Annotated in this window: 18 protein-coding genes; 10 read left to right on the top strand and 8 right to left on the bottom strand. The window is 34.4% G+C overall.

All coding sequences use genetic code 11. The features are described from left to right. Positions 1–556: 556 nt before the first annotated feature. On the bottom strand, positions 557–2,374 hold the full coding sequence (gene mutL, locus INQ25_RS06345) for a DNA mismatch repair endonuclease MutL (protein ID WP_213863336.1): 1,818 nt from the start codon (positions 2,372–2,374) through the stop codon (positions 557–559). A gap of 7 nt (positions 2,375–2,381) precedes the next feature. Beyond that, the gene (gene purE, locus INQ25_RS06340) at positions 2,382–2,873 is read right to left on the bottom strand and encodes a 5-(carboxyamino)imidazole ribonucleotide mutase (protein WP_015589499.1); all 492 of its coding nucleotides are present in this window, start codon (positions 2,871–2,873) and stop codon (positions 2,382–2,384) included. Positions 2,874–3,309: 436 nt separating this feature from the next. On the opposite strand from purE, the gene INQ25_RS06335 reads away from it, so the two are divergent. From INQ25_RS06335 to INQ25_RS06295, 9 genes are all read left to right on the top strand, one after another. Then, complete coding sequence (locus INQ25_RS06335; protein ID WP_010081926.1) at positions 3,310–3,606, top strand: helix-turn-helix domain-containing protein; 297 nt, start codon at positions 3,310–3,312, stop codon at positions 3,604–3,606. A 60-nt stretch (positions 3,607–3,666) separates the two neighbouring features. After that, positions 3,667–4,074: a DNA-directed RNA polymerase subunit omega gene (rpoZ, locus tag INQ25_RS06330; protein ID WP_007548528.1), complete on the top strand. Its 408-nt coding sequence runs from the start codon at positions 3,667–3,669 to the stop codon at positions 4,072–4,074. A 28-nt stretch (positions 4,075–4,102) separates the two neighbouring features. Continuing rightward, on the top strand, positions 4,103–4,348 hold the full coding sequence (locus tag INQ25_RS06325) for a monovalent cation/H+ antiporter complex subunit F (protein WP_007548527.1): 246 nt from the start codon (positions 4,103–4,105) through the stop codon (positions 4,346–4,348). Positions 4,349–4,354: 6 nt separating this feature from the next. Beyond that, positions 4,355–4,642: a monovalent cation/H(+) antiporter subunit G gene (gene mnhG / locus INQ25_RS06320; protein WP_006279703.1), complete on the top strand. Its 288-nt coding sequence runs from the start codon at positions 4,355–4,357 to the stop codon at positions 4,640–4,642. Position 4,643: 1 nt separating this feature from the next. Next, positions 4,644–5,171 (top strand): DUF4040 domain-containing protein, encoded by a 528-nt coding sequence (locus INQ25_RS06315; protein WP_015589497.1) that lies wholly within the window; start codon positions 4,644–4,646, stop codon positions 5,169–5,171. After that, positions 5,164–5,583 (top strand): Na(+)/H(+) antiporter subunit B, encoded by a 420-nt coding sequence (locus INQ25_RS06310; protein ID WP_006279705.1) that lies wholly within the window; start codon positions 5,164–5,166, stop codon positions 5,581–5,583. The genes INQ25_RS06315 and INQ25_RS06310 overlap by 8 nt, the downstream gene beginning before the upstream one ends. Continuing rightward, positions 5,580–5,891 (top strand): cation:proton antiporter subunit C, encoded by a 312-nt coding sequence (locus INQ25_RS06305; protein WP_006279706.1) that lies wholly within the window; start codon positions 5,580–5,582, stop codon positions 5,889–5,891. Before INQ25_RS06310 ends, INQ25_RS06305 begins: the two co-directional genes overlap by 4 nt. A 138-nt stretch (positions 5,892–6,029) precedes the next feature. Beyond that, positions 6,030–8,000: an RNA polymerase sigma factor RpoD gene (gene rpoD, locus INQ25_RS06300; RefSeq protein ID WP_213863341.1), complete on the top strand. Its 1,971-nt coding sequence runs from the start codon at positions 6,030–6,032 to the stop codon at positions 7,998–8,000. Positions 8,001–8,140: 140 nt separating this feature from the next. Then, complete coding sequence (locus tag INQ25_RS06295; protein WP_213863335.1) at positions 8,141–9,121, top strand: SGNH/GDSL hydrolase family protein; 981 nt, start codon at positions 8,141–8,143, stop codon at positions 9,119–9,121. A gap of 175 nt (positions 9,122–9,296) precedes the next feature. Here INQ25_RS06295 and INQ25_RS06555 read toward each other — a convergent pair whose 3' ends face one another. The 4 genes from INQ25_RS06555 to carB form a co-directional block, all read right to left on the bottom strand. Next, a complete protein-coding gene (locus INQ25_RS06555) occupies positions 9,297–9,680 on the bottom strand; it encodes a hypothetical protein (RefSeq protein ID WP_246484112.1) in 384 nt (127 codons plus the stop codon). Further along, positions 9,631–9,891, bottom strand: a complete 261-nt coding sequence (locus INQ25_RS06550; protein ID WP_010082049.1) for an IS110 family transposase — start codon at positions 9,889–9,891, stop codon at positions 9,631–9,633. The genes INQ25_RS06555 and INQ25_RS06550 overlap by 50 nt, the downstream gene beginning before the upstream one ends. After that, positions 9,888–10,103: a hypothetical protein gene (locus INQ25_RS06285; protein ID WP_006279709.1), complete on the bottom strand. Its 216-nt coding sequence runs from the start codon at positions 10,101–10,103 to the stop codon at positions 9,888–9,890. The genes INQ25_RS06550 and INQ25_RS06285 overlap by 4 nt, the downstream gene beginning before the upstream one ends. Positions 10,104–10,267: 164 nt before the next feature. After that, positions 10,268–13,723 (bottom strand): carbamoyl-phosphate synthase large subunit, encoded by a 3,456-nt coding sequence (gene carB, locus INQ25_RS06280; protein WP_213863334.1) that lies wholly within the window; start codon positions 13,721–13,723, stop codon positions 10,268–10,270. A 138-nt stretch (positions 13,724–13,861) separates the two neighbouring features. On the opposite strand from carB, the gene INQ25_RS06275 reads away from it, so the two are divergent. After that, positions 13,862–14,023: a hypothetical protein gene (locus INQ25_RS06275; protein WP_238514577.1), complete on the top strand. Its 162-nt coding sequence runs from the start codon at positions 13,862–13,864 to the stop codon at positions 14,021–14,023. Positions 14,024–14,448: 425 nt separating this feature from the next. On the opposite strand, the gene INQ25_RS06270 is transcribed toward INQ25_RS06275, so the two are convergent. Next, positions 14,449–15,204 carry an SDR family oxidoreductase gene (locus tag INQ25_RS06270; protein ID WP_006279711.1) on the bottom strand — a complete coding sequence of 252 codons (756 nt, stop codon included), beginning with the start codon at positions 15,202–15,204 and terminating at the stop codon, positions 14,449–14,451. After that, complete coding sequence (locus tag INQ25_RS06265; protein ID WP_006279712.1) at positions 15,191–16,006, bottom strand: YihY/virulence factor BrkB family protein; 816 nt, start codon at positions 16,004–16,006, stop codon at positions 15,191–15,193. The genes INQ25_RS06270 and INQ25_RS06265 overlap by 14 nt, the downstream gene beginning before the upstream one ends. Positions 16,007–16,040 lie beyond the last annotated feature (34 nt).

Here is a 16,040-nt window from a genome sequence, read left to right as displayed (position 1 = left end):
CACGTAGCGGGATGACGATTGTCGTTTAGCTATAAACATTAAGAAATTTACCAAACGAAAAAAAAGGCAAAAGAAGCCCTGGGGTTATTATCCGCTTTAAAATATTGGCGTTTTTTATGTTTTAAACGCTTGACAAGCAAGATTAAGCTGCTTTTAATTGCAACTAACTTACGCTGCAAATGTTTAAGAAATTTACTAAGCAGAAAAAAAGACAAAGAATCCCCGAGTTAGCTAGTCTTTTACTATCTCTGTCGAGTATTGGCATTTTTTGATGTCTTGTAACGCTTTATAAGCGCGTTCAGCTTATTTAGATAAAAATCTAGATGTAGATGAAGTTTTGTAAAGACATACAGTATCTATATACTGCAAAAAATTGAACATAAGACGCCGATACATTAAGTAATCCTTACCTTTTAATCTGCAGATTGGCGAAAGCAAATACAATAGCTTCAGTTTCATGATAAGAGGGCTGGCGGAGTTTGTCAAGCAAGTTTTTTCGTTTAATCCGTTTCTATGAGCTACTTGGATGATGAGGTTACATATTTATGACCACCTCTTATTTCCGCTCAAACAGTTTTTCAATATCACTCAATTTCATTTCTATATAAGTTGGTCTTCCGTGGTTGCATTGCCCGGAATATGGTGTTTTTTCCATTTGTCTTAACAACTCATTCATCTCCTCTAACCTCATTTTTCTACCCGCTCTAATTGATCCATGACAAGCGATAGTGGCCAATATTTTGTTCACTTTATCTTCTACTGGCAATGTATCTTCTATTTCCGTTAATCTATCAATTATGTTAATTAGCATCTCTTTCACATCTATTGCTCCCAAAATTGCAGGGATTTCTTTTACTATCACTTTATTCTCTGATTTGATTTCAATATCAAAACCCATTTCAAATAACTTATCTTTATAGATTTCAATCATCTCCATTCCGGCTTGATTTTTGATTTCAACCGTTTCAGGAAGAAGTAGTTTTTGTCTTTTTATACTTGATTTTTGTTTTAAGCATTCATATACTAGTCTTTCATGGGCTGCATGCTGATCGACTATAATTAATTTGTCCCTTACCTCTGCAATAATATAAGTATTATAGACCTGACAGCGTGCAAACCCGAGCGGGTGGCTCTCTATCAAATCAACTTGCTCTAACACCTTTTTTTCCAGAACCATAGTCTCCGCTTGTGATGGGAATTTCTGTATGCCGGTATAATCAAACGATTTTGACTGTTCTGATAAGCCTTTTGCTTTTTCATTTGGAGAAGCAAATTCTTTTATTAGTTGATTTTCAAAAGGACTTGGCCTTCTTTCATTTTGAACATCAGGTTTATCAAAAGGATCTGGCAATGTTGAATCCATTTTCTGGTCATGCGCTGGAAAGGTGCCTATCCTTCTTGACAACGCTTTAATTAATCCTCTTGTCACTATCTCATATATGAGCTTCTTATTCTGAAACCTTACTTCTGACTTATTTGGATGCACGTTTACATCTACTTGATCATAAGGTATCTCTAAATGTAACGCTGCAAAAGGATACCTATCGCTTGGAATAAAATCATGATATGCATACCTAACTGCGCCAATAAGTAAATTATCTTTAATTGGCCTTCCATTAACAAACGTATAGATCTGAGTGGACTTACCACGATTGACGGTCGGCTTACAGATGTGTCCCGTAAGTTTAATGTCGTCTTCTTCTTCATTGATCTCCAAAGAATTGCCCTGAAATTCTTCTTCTACTTCACACAATCTATGAAATAACGAAGTCTGCTTAGCGTATTTTAAGAGCTTTTTATTACCTGAAGTGAGAGTAAACCCTATATGATAGTTAATCATTGCTAGGTTGTTTACAATATCAACAATGCTTTGAGTTTCTGCTCTTTCGGTTTTTAGAAATTTTAGTCTATTTGGAGTGGCAAAAAATAAATCTCGTACTTCAATATGTGTCCCTTGCGATAAAGAGTAAGGAGTTTGCTCCCCTATTTTCTCTCCACCCTCATAACTTATAGACCATGCTTCATTTGCTTCTCTTGCCTTAGACGATAATTTTATCCTACTTACTGCTGCTATTGAAGGCAGAGCTTCTCCTCTAAAGCCAAGATGCTTGATTTCTATCAACTCATTGTCGCTCAATTTTGAAGTAGCATGGCGCATAAACGCAAGTTCTAAATCGTTTTTTTCTACTCCGTTACCATCATCTGTCACAATAATAAGGTTACGCCCACCACTTTCTATTTTAATCTCTATTTCTAAACTTCCAGCATCTATTGCATTTTCCACTAATTCCTTTACTACACTTGCTGGCCTTTCTATCACCTCCCCCGCTGCTATACGGTTTATGGTTTTTGTGTCTAAAAGAATTATTGCCATAGATTTATTATGAAACTGGTTTTTCTTTTACTTCTTTGGTCTGTTTCTCTCTCCACTTTTTTAACCTACCTGCAATTTCACTGTTGGAAATTGACAATATAGATACGGCAGTAATGGCAGCATTATATGCTCCATTTTCTCCTATAGACATGGTTGCAACTGGAACACCCTTTGGCATTTGAACTATAGAGAGTAGACTGTCCAGCCCATTTAATTGTTTACTATGCACAGGAACGCCGATAACTGGTAAACAAGTTAGTGACGCAACCATACCAGGTAAATGAGCTGCACCTCCTGCACCAGCTATAATAACCTTAAAACCTTCTTCTTGTGCAGATTTAGCAAAATTGAAGAGCCTTTCTGGCGTTCTATGTGCAGATATTATGAATATGTCATGTGAAACTTCTAATGCTTTTAACATATCGACGGTATGGACCATAGTAGTGTAATCTGACTCACTTCCCATAATAACAGCAATATCTTTTTTTATTTTTGTCATATTCAACACAATTTTACTTACTAACTAAATAATGTTCCAGCTAAAAAGCAACAAATATTTAAGTTATATTATAAATATAATATATAGAATTCTCGTTAAAATAGAAATTTTAAAAATTTAAATAAATATTTATATTAAGATATAGAGATATAAACTTCTTATGTAAGATAAATTTATAAAATAATTATTTTTGTATTTCAAGCTTTGTAATCTTAGCTTGTTCTTTCTATAAATGGTTTTTTCAGATAGACTGATGGTAAAATGGTAATTTAAAATTACTAGAAATTTGATAAAAATATTAATATATAATCAACTTAAAGTTTTAAATATTGATATCATATAATTATTGACAAGTTACATGATATTAATATCTTGGTATATTAAATATTATGTTATAATGTTTAATAAAGTTAATTGATATGTGAGTGTAAGAATTATGGAAATAATATCGTTAAATAACTTAGACAGTGCAGGAATAAAAACAAAGTTGCTTTATATAATAAATAAAATTATAGAAAAAAATGCTTGGACTCAGGCTTTTGCAGCTGAGAAACTTGGTATTGATCAGCCAAAGGTATCGCAAATTAAAAATGGTAAAATAGATGGTTTTTCTTTAGAGCGATTGTTAGGATTTCTAAAAAAACTTGATCATGAGATAACAATCACGATGACAGAAAGCCAAGAAATAAAATCTGAGGCAGAAAAAGTAAAACATGAAGTTGAATCGCAATAGATACAAAGTTGACAACTTGTTTTTTGTGATATAGTATAAAACTTATTAAGGTAGTATCTTATGGCTGAGTCTATTGTAGAAAAGTGTATAGAACGGGTAAGTAACCGTTTCAAATTGGTTCTGTTGGCAAGTCAAAGAACACATGATTTAAATACAGGGGCAAGTAATCCAATTCAAGCAGCTAAGTTTAAAGGTCATAAAAATACCATAGTTTCCTTACATGAAATAGCAGGAAAACAGGTGGATACTCATGAGCTGTTTAGCCTTTTGGTAGGTAGATGCAAGGAATACATGAAAGGAAATATGAATAATGTTTACAGCAGTAATACAAGTAAGCTAGCAAATTTATTAAATTTTTCTGATAACACAGACCTTGATGCAAGTCAAGAAAGCCAAGATTATGAAGTGGATGGTGAAATAGATGATGAAATAAATGATCAAGATGGCGATGAAGAAGTATCCGTTTAGAAATCTACTGAAGTTACATAGTCTTTAAATGATTTGCATTGCTATCTATACACTGTTGTTCTGTATGAGTGTAATGTTGTGTTGCATAGTGTCTAAGTCAAATGATGTGTACAATAAGGTTTTAGCGTTCAATAATTTCTCAACGCAAGTAGTTGTACTTATAACAGCAATATCAATCATTCTGAATAATTTTTTTTTAATTGATATAGCATTGTTGTATGCTAGCGTTAGCTTTATATCAACTATAGCACTAATGAGATTAATGTTGTTTTGATAATTTATGATAGGATCCATTTTCATATTTTTAGGTATTTGTTTGATAATTATTTCAAATATAGGGGTGATCAGATTTCCTGATTTCTATACTAGGTTACATGCAGCAGGTATTACAGATTCTAGCGGTGCAACGTTATTGTTAATTGGTTTTGCTTTGCAGAATGGATTTTCAATCAATACTGTTAAAATAGTATTATTAATTTTTATAATATGGGTAGCTAACTCAACTAATAGCTATATTTTAGCGCGCACTCATTATAAAGTTAAGAAAAAAACTGTTAAAGAAGGCTAAGGTGTTAGAAATATTAAATGTAGTGTTACTTTTGTTGTTACTAACAGTTACGGTTTTTATAGTTTTCTCGCGACATTTAGTCGTAAGTGCTGTTCTAATGTGTGTATTTAGTTCACTGATTGCGCTTATATACTTAATTATGAATGCACCTGATGTTGCAATTACTGAAGCTTCTGTTGGTGCGGGGCTCAGTACAGTTTTTACGTTTGCAGCACTCTCCTTGATAAAGAATCATAAAGTAAATCTATCTCATAACCCTATAACGCTTTTTTTTATGTTATTTCTGGCTGTATGTTTGTCATATTTTATGATTCAATTGCCAGATTTTGGCAGCCACAATGCTCCGATCCACTTGCATGTTGCTCCTTATTATGTGGAAAATACCGAAAAAGCTACCGGTATTCCTAATATAGTGACAGCTATTTTGGCAAGCTTTCGTGGTTATGACACGTTTGGAGAAACTATAGTAGTTTTTACTGCTGCGCTTTGTATAACGTTGATATTAAAAGAAGAAAAAGAAAATGATTAAAGATCCGATATTAAATGCAGTAACATTTTTGATGATACCTTTTATCATTTTATTTGGTTTATACATACAATTTCACGGTGATTACACTCCGGGTGGAGGTTTTCAAGCAGGAATAATTATTGCCTCCGGGATAATATTATATTCAATGCTATTTGGTGTATCTACAACTCTAAAAGCAATACCTTATTCTGTGATTAGATTGACTAACGTGTTAGGTATTTTAATTTATGGAGGAACGGGCGTTGCAACAACTTTACTTGGCCAAAATTTTTTATCTTATGATATCTTGTTAACCAATAATAGAACCGGTCAAAAATTAGGTATTTTTTTGGTGGAATTAGGTGTAGCATTTACTGTCTGCTCCTCTATGTTAATTATATATATAAATTTTGCTCGTAGGAAAAAACAATGACTTTATATAATTATACGATTATTATTGTATTAATGGTGCTAGGTTTATATATTATTATAAACGATAAAAATTTAATCAAGAAAATGATAGGGGTAAGCGTCTTCCAAGCATCTGTTTTGTTATTTTACATATCTCTAGGATATATAAAAAGTTCCTTGCCTCCTATATTGGTTTCAAATTTTTATTCATATAGCAATCCTATACCCCATGTTTTAATGCTTACTGCTATAGTGGTTGGAATTGCAACATTTTCAGTTGGATTATCCATAGCAGTAAAAATGGAAGAAAAGTATGGAACAATTGATTAAGACAAGTGTACATAAATTAACAGTATCTTAAACTATATGAAGTAACAAATAGCCACAAGTTAAAAGTAAAATTATAGACTTGCTCGTTGTAAGTTTGTTTGTTAATAAGAAATAAAATTATAAACTATAAAGGTAATGATGTCAACTATTAATGATGCAGAAGATAAGAAAAAAATTATCAAAGATCTGGTAACTAAGAGTATAAAAAAGGGTGGTTTTATCACCTTTGATGATATAAATGATAAATTATCAGATGAAAATTTTTCGTCTGACTTTATAGATGATGCTATATCTTTATTGCAGGATTCCGGAATTAATGTGCTTGAAAGTAGCGAAGATGAAGAAGATATTCCTTCCAACAGTGATGATAGTAAACTTGATGATGATGACACATCGCCAAATGTTACTGCAACTTTAGTACAAAATGATGATCCAGTGAGGATTTATTTACAAGACATGAGCTCCGTAAAGCTTTTATCAAGGGCAGATGAAATCGAGATAGCAAAAAAAATTGAATCTGAAAAGCATAACATGTTACGCGCAATAATTGAAACATCAGTAACATTAAAGGTGATAAAAGTATGGCGTGATGATTTAAGTAATGGAGCTCTCTTACTGAGAGAAATTATAGATCTGGATGCAATTTATAACTCTGATTTTAATGTGGTACCCAAAGAAGAAAGTGAAGAGAGTGAAGAGAGTGAAGAGAGTGAAGAAAGTGCTGAAGATGTTGAGGATTCTGAGGATGTTTCTGAAGATGCTGAGTACTGTAGTGATGATGAGAAAGATAGTAAAAAAAGTGATGATGAGAAAGACGGTAATAATGAAGATATAAGTTCAGTCAATTTAAATGTTTCTATTCTTGAAATGGAAAGTGACTTATTGCCAAAGGTCATAGTTGCATTGGATGAGATAATTACTTTAACAAATGAAGCGTTGATATTAAGAAAAAATTCTAAAAATTTCTCTAATGAGCTAGAAAATTTGTATAATCAAATATGGTCTATAGCATTACAAATTAAGTTAAGTGATGCTGCTGTTGCCAGAATTACACAAGAACTTTATAAGATAAATAGATCCATTACGCTTGAAGAGGCTAATCTTATTGCTGAGGCTAGAAAATACGATATCGATAGAGAAAGTTTCTATAAAGTTTATGATGACGTGCTTTTAAAGCACGAATTGAAAAAGATAAGTCTTTTAAAGATCAATGAAAATCAGTCCTCTTTTACAGGTGAATTAAAAAACAAATTTTTAAGGTTTATAGACGATAACTCTGAACATATAGCTAGTACCTTGAACGGTATTAAGCAGCATATACAGGAAGATAACGTACAAGAATTTAAGGAGCTAATCAAGAGAATACAAAAACACGAACGAGAAGTCTCTGAAGCAAAGCAAGAAATGATTAAGGCTAACTTAAGGCTAGTAGTTTCCATTGCTAAGAAGTATTCAAAAAGAGGCCTTGATCTGCTTGATTTGATACAAGAAGGCAATATTGGTCTTATGAAGGCCGTGGATAAGTTTGATTACAAACGTGGATATAAATTTTCAACTTATGGCACTTGGTGGGTAAGACAATCAATCACTAGAGCAATACCTGAGCAGTCTAAAGTAGTTAGAATACCAGTTCATATGGTGGAAATTATCAGTAAAATCAACAGAGCATTAAGAAAGATGACTCATGAGATGGGAAGAGAGCCGACGTTAGAGGAATTGAGTGTAGAACTGACAATGCCACTGGAAAGAATACGCAAAGTTATGAAAATAGCAAGGGATCCAGTAAGTCTTGAAGCTCCAACAGGAAAAGATGATAGTAGTACCTTTGGTGATTGTATAGAAGACAAGCGAGTCTCCAGGCCAGAGGATGCTGCAATACTTGCTGACTTGCGTGGCATTACAACCAATGTTCTTGCAACTTTAACACCAAAGGAAGAAAGAATTTTAAGGATGCGTTTTGGCCTTGGTAAAGATGGGAAGGAACATACCTTAGAAGAAGTAGGAAAAATTTTTAATGTAACACGTGAGAGAATTAGGCAAATAGAGGCAAAAGCACTGCGCAAGTTGAAACATCCAAGCCGTGCTAGAAAACTTAGAGGGTTCTTTTAAGTATACGTGTCAAGTTAAGAAGAAGCTGATTTTGCCCGGAAAAAGTGGAGAGCAAGTTAGGCCAAAGTTGTATAATTTCACCGCTATTTTTCTTTTTTTATGAATCTAGTGAAACAACATGCTAATCTACGGTAAATATTATGACAAACAAAAATGACAATTCTAATTCAAAGTATAGAAATTTTTATGTTCTGGGTGATAGCTTATCCGATAATGGCGCAATCATTGGAATTTTAAATAATTTATCCTTTGCAAAAAGCGTAAAATTTGATGATCCTTTTTATCAAGGAAGATCTTTTAGCAATGGCCCTACTGCTGTTGAATATATAGCAAAATATTTAGATTTAGATGAATTTAAACCTGGGTGGAGTTATTCATTTTTTGGGAGATGCCACGAACAGCAAGGTCAGAATTACGCAGTTTCATATGCAACAGCATCTGAAATTTTTGACCCTATTTTTTCTTATTTCTTCAATAAATTTCGTTTAGCTAACCAGCTAGATGCGGTAATTAAACATCATCCAGATATAGGTAAAGAAGATTTATTTTGCATCATAATCGGCGGAAATGATGTTATGGTTGCCACTGCTTATGACGATACTAAAGCGGAAGAAGTGTTGGAACAAGCAGTGAGTGAAATATGTAATGCACTTAAGGTTCTAAATGAACATGGTGTTAAGCATGTAGTTGTTGCAAACGCACCTGAAGTTGGCTTAATACCAGCTTTTAATAGAGATGAAGAAGCAAGGGAACTAGCTACAAAGCTCACGGAGAGTTTCAATGCAAAACTGGCTAAAGGCTTAGATTATATGAAGAAAAGTACAAATCTTGAAATAAAAGCATTTGATCTTAACTCTAAAATGAGAAGTATGTTTAGCGAATACAAGAGCAAAGGTTTAAATTGTCAAGATGCATGCACATCGAACATTGCAGACCAAGTTGGGAGATTTAAAGAAAATATAAAAATACTCTTAAAGTTGATATTTAAAGGGGAACTTGACGTTCACTATAACCCTGGGTGTAGCAAAGAAACACTAAAGGATTATTTCTTTTTTGATTATTTCCATCCAACTGCGGAACTTCATCATGAAGTTGGTAATGAAGTGTATGAGTTGATTTGACACAGTTTTTTTGAACATATCCTTTTAAATAGTAACCAGACTGCATTCTGTGATTTTTAGCAAAACACGATCTTTCATTTGAGCTTTCTTCAATTTAAAATAAATACAGAAAATTGCTGCCTATAGCTAAACTGACTTAGATTTACCGACAATTTGAAAAACCGTCATCCCGCTACTATATAGTTATTGATATATATTTTCTTTTAAGCTCTTGGTTTTGATCGATAAATGTAATCATTTCATCTTCTAAAGTTTTAATTTGATTACGTAAAATTGCAAGAAGTTCCTCTATTTGTTTGATTATAGATGTATCAGTTACCTGTTGGATTTGGGTTTTTTGTATTTTTGCTATTTCTACAAGTTGGTTTCTACGAGATAATTTTTGTTTCAAGCAATCAATATTACCATTACTAACTGTTAAAGGAGTAACATGCATATCTGTATTATTAATATAACGTGAGATGATACTGCAGTCTATTTTATCAGTTTTTGTAGTAATACCAAGGCTTTTAGCATAGTCTCTCCCACCTTGGTTGAATGACGTACACCTCAAAACCATTGCTTAGTAAAGTATAGGCACATAATTTTTCGTATCCACCAGTTGCCTCAAGACCAATTTTGGTTACATTATGCAAACGTAAAAAGTCCAGCATTTCATCAATGGATTGTACATTGTTTTCAAATATTTTATAATGCTCAAGTGGGTGAATGTGGAGATCTAATTTACTTTTGCTAACATCAATGCCAGCAATAATGTTTGATGAATTCATAATTCCTCCGTAATAATAACATATACTGCATTTTCCAGCCTTATATACGAGCCTAAAAGCTCAATCAGTTGTTCGGAACTTTCAGTATAATAAACCAGAGAAGAGAACCTTGCTGAACAACGATTCTTATAATCAAGGGGCGTGACGGTTCCTCTTCTCTGTGTGTCTTTAATATCACTACTTTGATATTTATAAAGACTTGTTCTTAACATATAAGGGAAGTGTCCTCTAGGTAAGATTGTGGAGTATTCGTTGTAGCATTTGGCTGTTCAATTACGCTAGTTGATTCTTTAGGTATACTATTTCCTTCAAAATTTCCATCTTTTTATTATGTTCTCTTTAGCATTTTGAGAGTGAATTATTCTAGTTTTGATATTTAACCGTTTTGTATCTGCTGTAATGATTTCACTTCCAATTTGCTATTCTTTACATATTGAATTGCAAGCACTAACGCTTTACTCCCAGAAGCTGTGGTACTGTAAGCTATATTTTGCAAAATAGCAGTTCTCCTGATATCTTTGCTATCTGAAACTGATTTCACACCTTTTGAGGTATTGATCACTAGATTTATTTTTCCATCTTTGAGCATATCAACTATGTGGGGTCTGCCTTCTCTCACTTTATTTACAGTTTGTGCAGCAATGCCATTATTATTCAGATAAGAAGCTGTACCTTTGGTTGCATATATTTCAAAACTCAGTTCTTTCAACATTCGTACAACAGGCAATATATACTCTTTATCATCATCTTTTACTGAAACCAGAGCTGTTCCTTCTGTTGGTAACTTGTATCCTGCAGCCATGTGCGTTTTTGCAAGTGCAGCTTCAAATGATGAGTCAATTCCCATCACTTCTCCTGTTGATTTCATTTCAGGACCAAGTAGAGTATCAATTCCCGAAAAACGCGTGAATGGAAAAACAGCAGCTTTAACTGCAAAATGATTGAAAGGCTTGTTTTCCTGATTCAATTTTTTACCCAAAATAACCTGAGTGGCAAGCTTTGCAATAGGAATATTGATTACCTTGGAAATAAAAGGAACTGTGCGACTAGCCCTTAAATTCACTTCAAGTATGTATACATCACTAGACCTCTTGCATAACTCGATTTCTGAAGGCAATTTTGTCGTCAAAGCTTGTCTGCGCTCCTCAAATACATTCGAGTATTCTGTGGTGCTCATCTGCACTTTTCCTAAAAATTTCTCATCACAAACAGGTTCTGCAAGAGGTCTATTCTCTTGAACAGCAAACTGAATGTTTATCAGACCTTTCACTTCTAGTGCAAGAGCTATTCTTTCAGTTTGTAGCTTAATCTCTTTTATTACTTCGTCACTCAATGTATTTGTCGGTATTGAGCATGTTGAATCGCCAGAATGAATACCAGCTTCTTCAATGTGCTCCATGACCGCTGCAATGAAAACTTTTTCCCCATCACATACAGCATCAACGTCAACCTCAACTGCATTGACTAAAAATTTATCAAGAAGCAGCGATCCGTGTTCAAAAATTTTGGTTTGATTCAAGACATACTCTTTGAAGCTCTGAGTATCGTGTCTAATCGACATAGACTGACCGCCAAGGACATATGATGGCCTGACTACTAGTGGAAACCCCACCTTTTCTGCGTTGGTTAACGCTTCTTCTACTGAATGGCAGATAGAATTTTCAGGTTGTTTTAAATTAAGTTGCAAAGCAAGATTTTTAAACCTCATGCGATCTTCTGCAAGGTCAATAGAATCAAACGAAGTTCCCAAAATTTTGAAACCTCTCTCGTTAAGCACTTTGGCTAACTTTAAAGGTGTTTGACCACCTATTTGAACTATTACACCAACCAGTGTGCCATTTTCTTGCTCTTTACTTAGTATTTCAAGCACATCCTCTGCAATGAGTGGTGCAAAATATAAACGATCAGCGGTATCGTAGTCAGTTGAGACAGTTTCGGGATTACAGTTGATCATTATTGTTTCATACCCCATTTCTTTGGCGGCAGAAGCTGCATGTACGCATGCATAATCAAACTCAATACCTTGACCAATGCGATTTGGACCACTTCCTAAAATGACAACCTTTTCTCGGTCAGAAATATTCGCCTCACATTCCGTTTTATTTTCAACATCACCCTCATAGCAGCCATACATATAAGCAGTGCTCGATTCAAATTCAGCTGCACAGGTGTCTACGCGTTTATAAACTTGTTTAATGCCAAATTTTTTTCTTATTTCTTCGATTTGTTTTACTCGATCTCCAGCGTGTAACGCTGGCTGGATCCCAGTGTCACGCACTGGGATGACATTAGAGGGTACTGGAATGACAGAGGTAGGTCTATTACTTAACTTTGCTAATCTTGCATCTGAAAATCCCATTTTTTTCAGCTCTAACATTTCGTACGCAGTTCCAGGAAATCCATTTTCCTTGATTTTTTGTTCAGTTAATATAATTTGCTGTATATTTTGCAGAAACCATAAGTCATATCCTGTAATCGAATTTATTTCTTCTATGCTAATTCCGTGGCGCATTGCGTCAGCAGCAATCAGTAATCTGTTTGGTAGCAATTTTGCTAATTGAGATTTTACGTGATCAATATCAATGTTCTCAGGAAACACTTCATCAAGTCCTGTAAGATCAGTTTCAAGTGAACGAAAAGCTTTCTGCAGTGACTCATTAAAAGTGCGGCCTATAGACATTACTTCTCCCACTGATTTCATGGAGGTTGATAGTTCACAATTCGTTCCTTTAAATTTCTCAAACTCAAATCGAGGAATTTTAGTGACGATACAATCAATCACTGGTTCGAATGCTGCTGGTATTATTGGAGCACAGTCGTTACGTATTTCGTCGAGCGAATAGCCAATAGCAAGTTTAGTTACAACTTTTGCAATAGGATAGCCTGTTGCTTTCGAAGCAAGTGCAGAAGAGCGAGAAACCCTTGGATTCATCTCAATTACAACGAGGCTTCCATCTTCTTTAGGATTCACTGCAAACTGAACATTTGCACCGCCGGCACTAACATCAATTTCTCTCAGCACTGCTATAGATGCATTTCTCATCTGTTGGTATTCTACGTCACGCAGAGTCAAAGCAGGAGCAACAGTTATGCTATCCCCAGTGTGCACTCCCATCGGATCAACATTTTCTATCGAACAAACTATTATGCAGTTATCTTTACAATCGCGGATAACTTCCATTTCATATTCTTTCCAGCCGATAATTGATTCATCTATCTGAACTTCATTTATTGGCGAAATTTTGAGAGCACTTTCTGCGATATTGAAAAACTCCTCTTTATTATATGCTATGCCACTACCTGCACCACCAAGGGTGAATGATGAACGGATGATTGCTGGTAATCCAACGTAATCCAAAGCCTTTTTTATTTGTTCTTGATTTTTTATAATGATACTTTTGGGGTATTTCAGTCCTATTCTATCCATGGACTGGCGGAATAACTCTCTATCCTCTGCTTTTTTTATTGCTTCTCTATTTACTCCTATTAATTCTACGTTGTATTTGTCTAACACTCCATCATCTGCAAGTTTTATTGCACAATTGAGCGCTGTTTGCCCGCCCATTGTTGGCAATATTGCGTCTGGCCTCTCCTTAATTATAATTTTCTCTATGATTTCAGGCAGTACCGGCTCAATATACGTCGCATCAGAAAACTCAGGATCTGTCATTATAGTTGCGGGGTTGGAGTTAACCAAAATGACTTTATAACCTTCGCTTTTTAATACTTTACAGCTTTGCGTTCCGGAATAATCAAACTCGCATGCCTGACCTATAACTATTGGGCCTGCTCCTATTACTAATATAGATTCTATATCTGTGCGTTTCGGCATAATTACAATAACGGTCTCTATTCAAGTAATGTTACCAATCTTTCCTGTATATGTGAATTTTTATTAAACCTATTAGCTAATTACTTTTAGGCTTGACGCATAACTGTACGAACATTGCAATTTGCGTGGCAGATTCCAGTGCTTGACACACAGCTGTACAAACATTCATTTTTGAAGGTAAATTGCACAGCAAATGATGTCATTCAAGTAGCTGACACTGGTTCCTTTATGACGGCAGTGCCCAGAGGTGTCATCCCAGTCTGGGATGGCTTTGTTGCATCGCTACTTATGAAAGGCTAACTATAGTTAGGATTATAAGCAACCTATTGAAAATCTTGTTTTTTTGCAATCAATCTGATCAAATTTAAGAATAGTAATTTGTTATTTATATTAATAAATTTAATTCTATTGAAAATAGCTAAAGCATTGAAATTCTTGAATTTTAGCCGGATTGGTAAATGGTAGTGAAATTTCTTTTACTCAAATTTAGGTATTCATTGACCGTTCTTGTTATAAATACCAGAATAATAAGCTACTGATATTCCCTATCTTTTTTATCTTTAATCCATCATAGCTAGCGATGCAACAAAGCCATTCCAGTGTCAAGCACTGGAATGACACCATAGAGGCACTGGGATGACATCCTTCCTAGTGGAGATTACTCTCAAATCACAATGTTCATACAGTTGTGGGCTTAACGGTATCTTTGCAGATACTATGGTAATTTATTCGGGAGATTTGCTGAGCGGTAAGATTTTTCCTGATATGCTGCAGTCTTCAGAAGCTAATTCCACAAATTTATCTGTTAGTTTATCAGGTGACACCAATTCAGATCCAGGAAATGCCTGCTCACTACCCACAGGTCCTTCCGTGTATACAGCATTTACACATAATTTTGTATGTTTTGTCTCAGATGCATATATCTGCACCATTATTTCTAGTGCAACTTTACTTGCAGCATACGGCATCCAATATGGATAAGAGGAAGGAGAAAGTGTCACTTCTGAGGTCATGAATATCGCTCTTCCAGCATTAGACTTTTTTAGCATTGGATCTAAGTTTTTTAGTAAGTACCAATTGGCAGTAAAATTTGTATTCATTACGTTCTGTAGCTCTTCAATCTCACAGTCATGAATGGGGTTCAGTTTGCCTAAAATTCCAGCACACGCAACTAATATATCAAGTGCTCCAGATTCTGATAATTTCAGGCTTTCTATCATGTTTGTCAGTATCTTTACATTCTCAAAGTCTAAAAGATCAAGCTGAATTAGTTTCACAGAGCCTTCTTTAAATTCTTCAAGCTCTTCAATTTCATTATATAGTGGCTTGAGATTATCAAGAGATCTTGAAATCAGAATCACACATGCACCTTCTCTTATAAACCTTTTTGCAACAGCAGAGCCTATTCCACCTGAAGCTCCGGTGATTAAAGCTACTTTACCTTCTAACTTACCCATTTCTTTCTCCTTAGCGAGATCCATTGAAATATTTTAGCTGAAAATTGAATTTTGCTCCATATATAAAAATCAAACTTAGCATATAAAAAAATAGTAATGACACTACCACACCACCTAAACTTCCATATATCAAATCCAGTTGGTCAAAGGAAGCTTTTAAGTATTGCTTAAAAGCTGAAGCAGAAATCGTCCAAAGAATAACAGCTACACAAGATCCAGGAAATACGTCTGATAAATTTTGTTTTATGTTTGGTAACATAAAATATAGCCAAGAGACTACTGTGAAAAGTACAAATTCAATAAGTAAATACCTAGTATAACTTAGCCCCTGATAGGAAAAATCAATTAGCATTGGTACTAGTGTAGAAAACACTATAGTTAGAGTTATAATAAGCGTGATTACTAAAAATTGTAATATACTTAGTACTCTTCTTAATATATAAGGCGGCGAAACCGGAACTTTATAGGCCTTATTGAGTATTGTTCTAAGCCCTTCAATTGTCGATGAAGCGGTCCAAACAGCACCTACAATTGCTAAAGTTAGTAAGCTTTGCGGCGGGCCTGATATTATCTCCCTAATACGCGGCATCAAAGATGATAAAATATCCTGTGGCATGTTATCAATGATAAATACCCAGCCAATGTTGTACTGGTCTAAAAAATTTGCGAATGTTGACGCCACAGCCATTAAAACGATGAGAAAAGGAAATATTGATAACAGAATTAAAAATGATAAATACCCTGCATGCTCCACTCCATCATTATGAATTGTGTCAATCAAAGCACGATAAAGGCAATAAACGATGCTGTAAAATTTCTGTAGCACTGTGATATAGACGAACCAAGAAAAGTATTCTAAA

Source organism: Wolbachia endosymbiont of Rhagoletis cerasi (genome assembly GCF_018454475.1).
Taxonomy (GTDB): Bacteria; Pseudomonadota; Alphaproteobacteria; order Rickettsiales; family Anaplasmataceae; genus Wolbachia; species Wolbachia pipientis.
Note: the sequence above shows the minus strand (reverse complement) of the source record. Positions and strands in the feature narration are given on the sequence as shown.

What these genes read in the sequence shown, in the direction of transcription:
- mutL (WP_213863336.1), bottom strand. Translation starts at nt 2,374, where the DNA reads ATGGCAATAATTCTTTTAGACACAAAAACCATAAACCGTATAGCAGCG.
- purE (WP_015589499.1), bottom strand. Translation starts at nt 2,873, where the DNA reads ATGACAAAAATAAAAAAAGATATTGCTGTTATTATGGGAAGTGAGTCA.
- INQ25_RS06335 (WP_010081926.1), top strand. Translation starts at nt 3,310, where the DNA reads ATGGAAATAATATCGTTAAATAACTTAGACAGTGCAGGAATAAAAACA.
- rpoZ (WP_007548528.1), top strand. Translation starts at nt 3,667, where the DNA reads ATGGCTGAGTCTATTGTAGAAAAGTGTATAGAACGGGTAAGTAACCGT.
- INQ25_RS06325 (WP_007548527.1), top strand. Translation starts at nt 4,103, where the DNA reads ATGATTTGCATTGCTATCTATACACTGTTGTTCTGTATGAGTGTAATG.
- mnhG (WP_006279703.1), top strand. Translation starts at nt 4,355, where the DNA reads ATGATAGGATCCATTTTCATATTTTTAGGTATTTGTTTGATAATTATT.
- INQ25_RS06310 (WP_006279705.1), top strand. Translation starts at nt 5,164, where the DNA reads ATGATTAAAGATCCGATATTAAATGCAGTAACATTTTTGATGATACCT.
- INQ25_RS06305 (WP_006279706.1), top strand. Translation starts at nt 5,580, where the DNA reads ATGACTTTATATAATTATACGATTATTATTGTATTAATGGTGCTAGGT.
- rpoD (WP_213863341.1), top strand. Translation starts at nt 6,030, where the DNA reads ATGTCAACTATTAATGATGCAGAAGATAAGAAAAAAATTATCAAAGAT.
- INQ25_RS06295 (WP_213863335.1), top strand. Translation starts at nt 8,141, where the DNA reads ATGACAAACAAAAATGACAATTCTAATTCAAAGTATAGAAATTTTTAT.
- INQ25_RS06555 (WP_246484112.1), bottom strand. Translation starts at nt 9,680, where the DNA reads ATGGTTTTGAGGTGTACGTCATTCAACCAAGGTGGGAGAGACTATGCT.
- INQ25_RS06550 (WP_010082049.1), bottom strand. Translation starts at nt 9,891, where the DNA reads ATGAATTCATCAAACATTATTGCTGGCATTGATGTTAGCAAAAGTAAA.
- INQ25_RS06285 (WP_006279709.1), bottom strand. Translation starts at nt 10,103, where the DNA reads ATGTTAAGAACAAGTCTTTATAAATATCAAAGTAGTGATATTAAAGAC.
- carB (WP_213863334.1), bottom strand. Translation starts at nt 13,723, where the DNA reads ATGCCGAAACGCACAGATATAGAATCTATATTAGTAATAGGAGCAGGC.
- INQ25_RS06270 (WP_006279711.1), bottom strand. Translation starts at nt 15,204, where the DNA reads ATGGATCTCGCTAAGGAGAAAGAAATGGGTAAGTTAGAAGGTAAAGTA.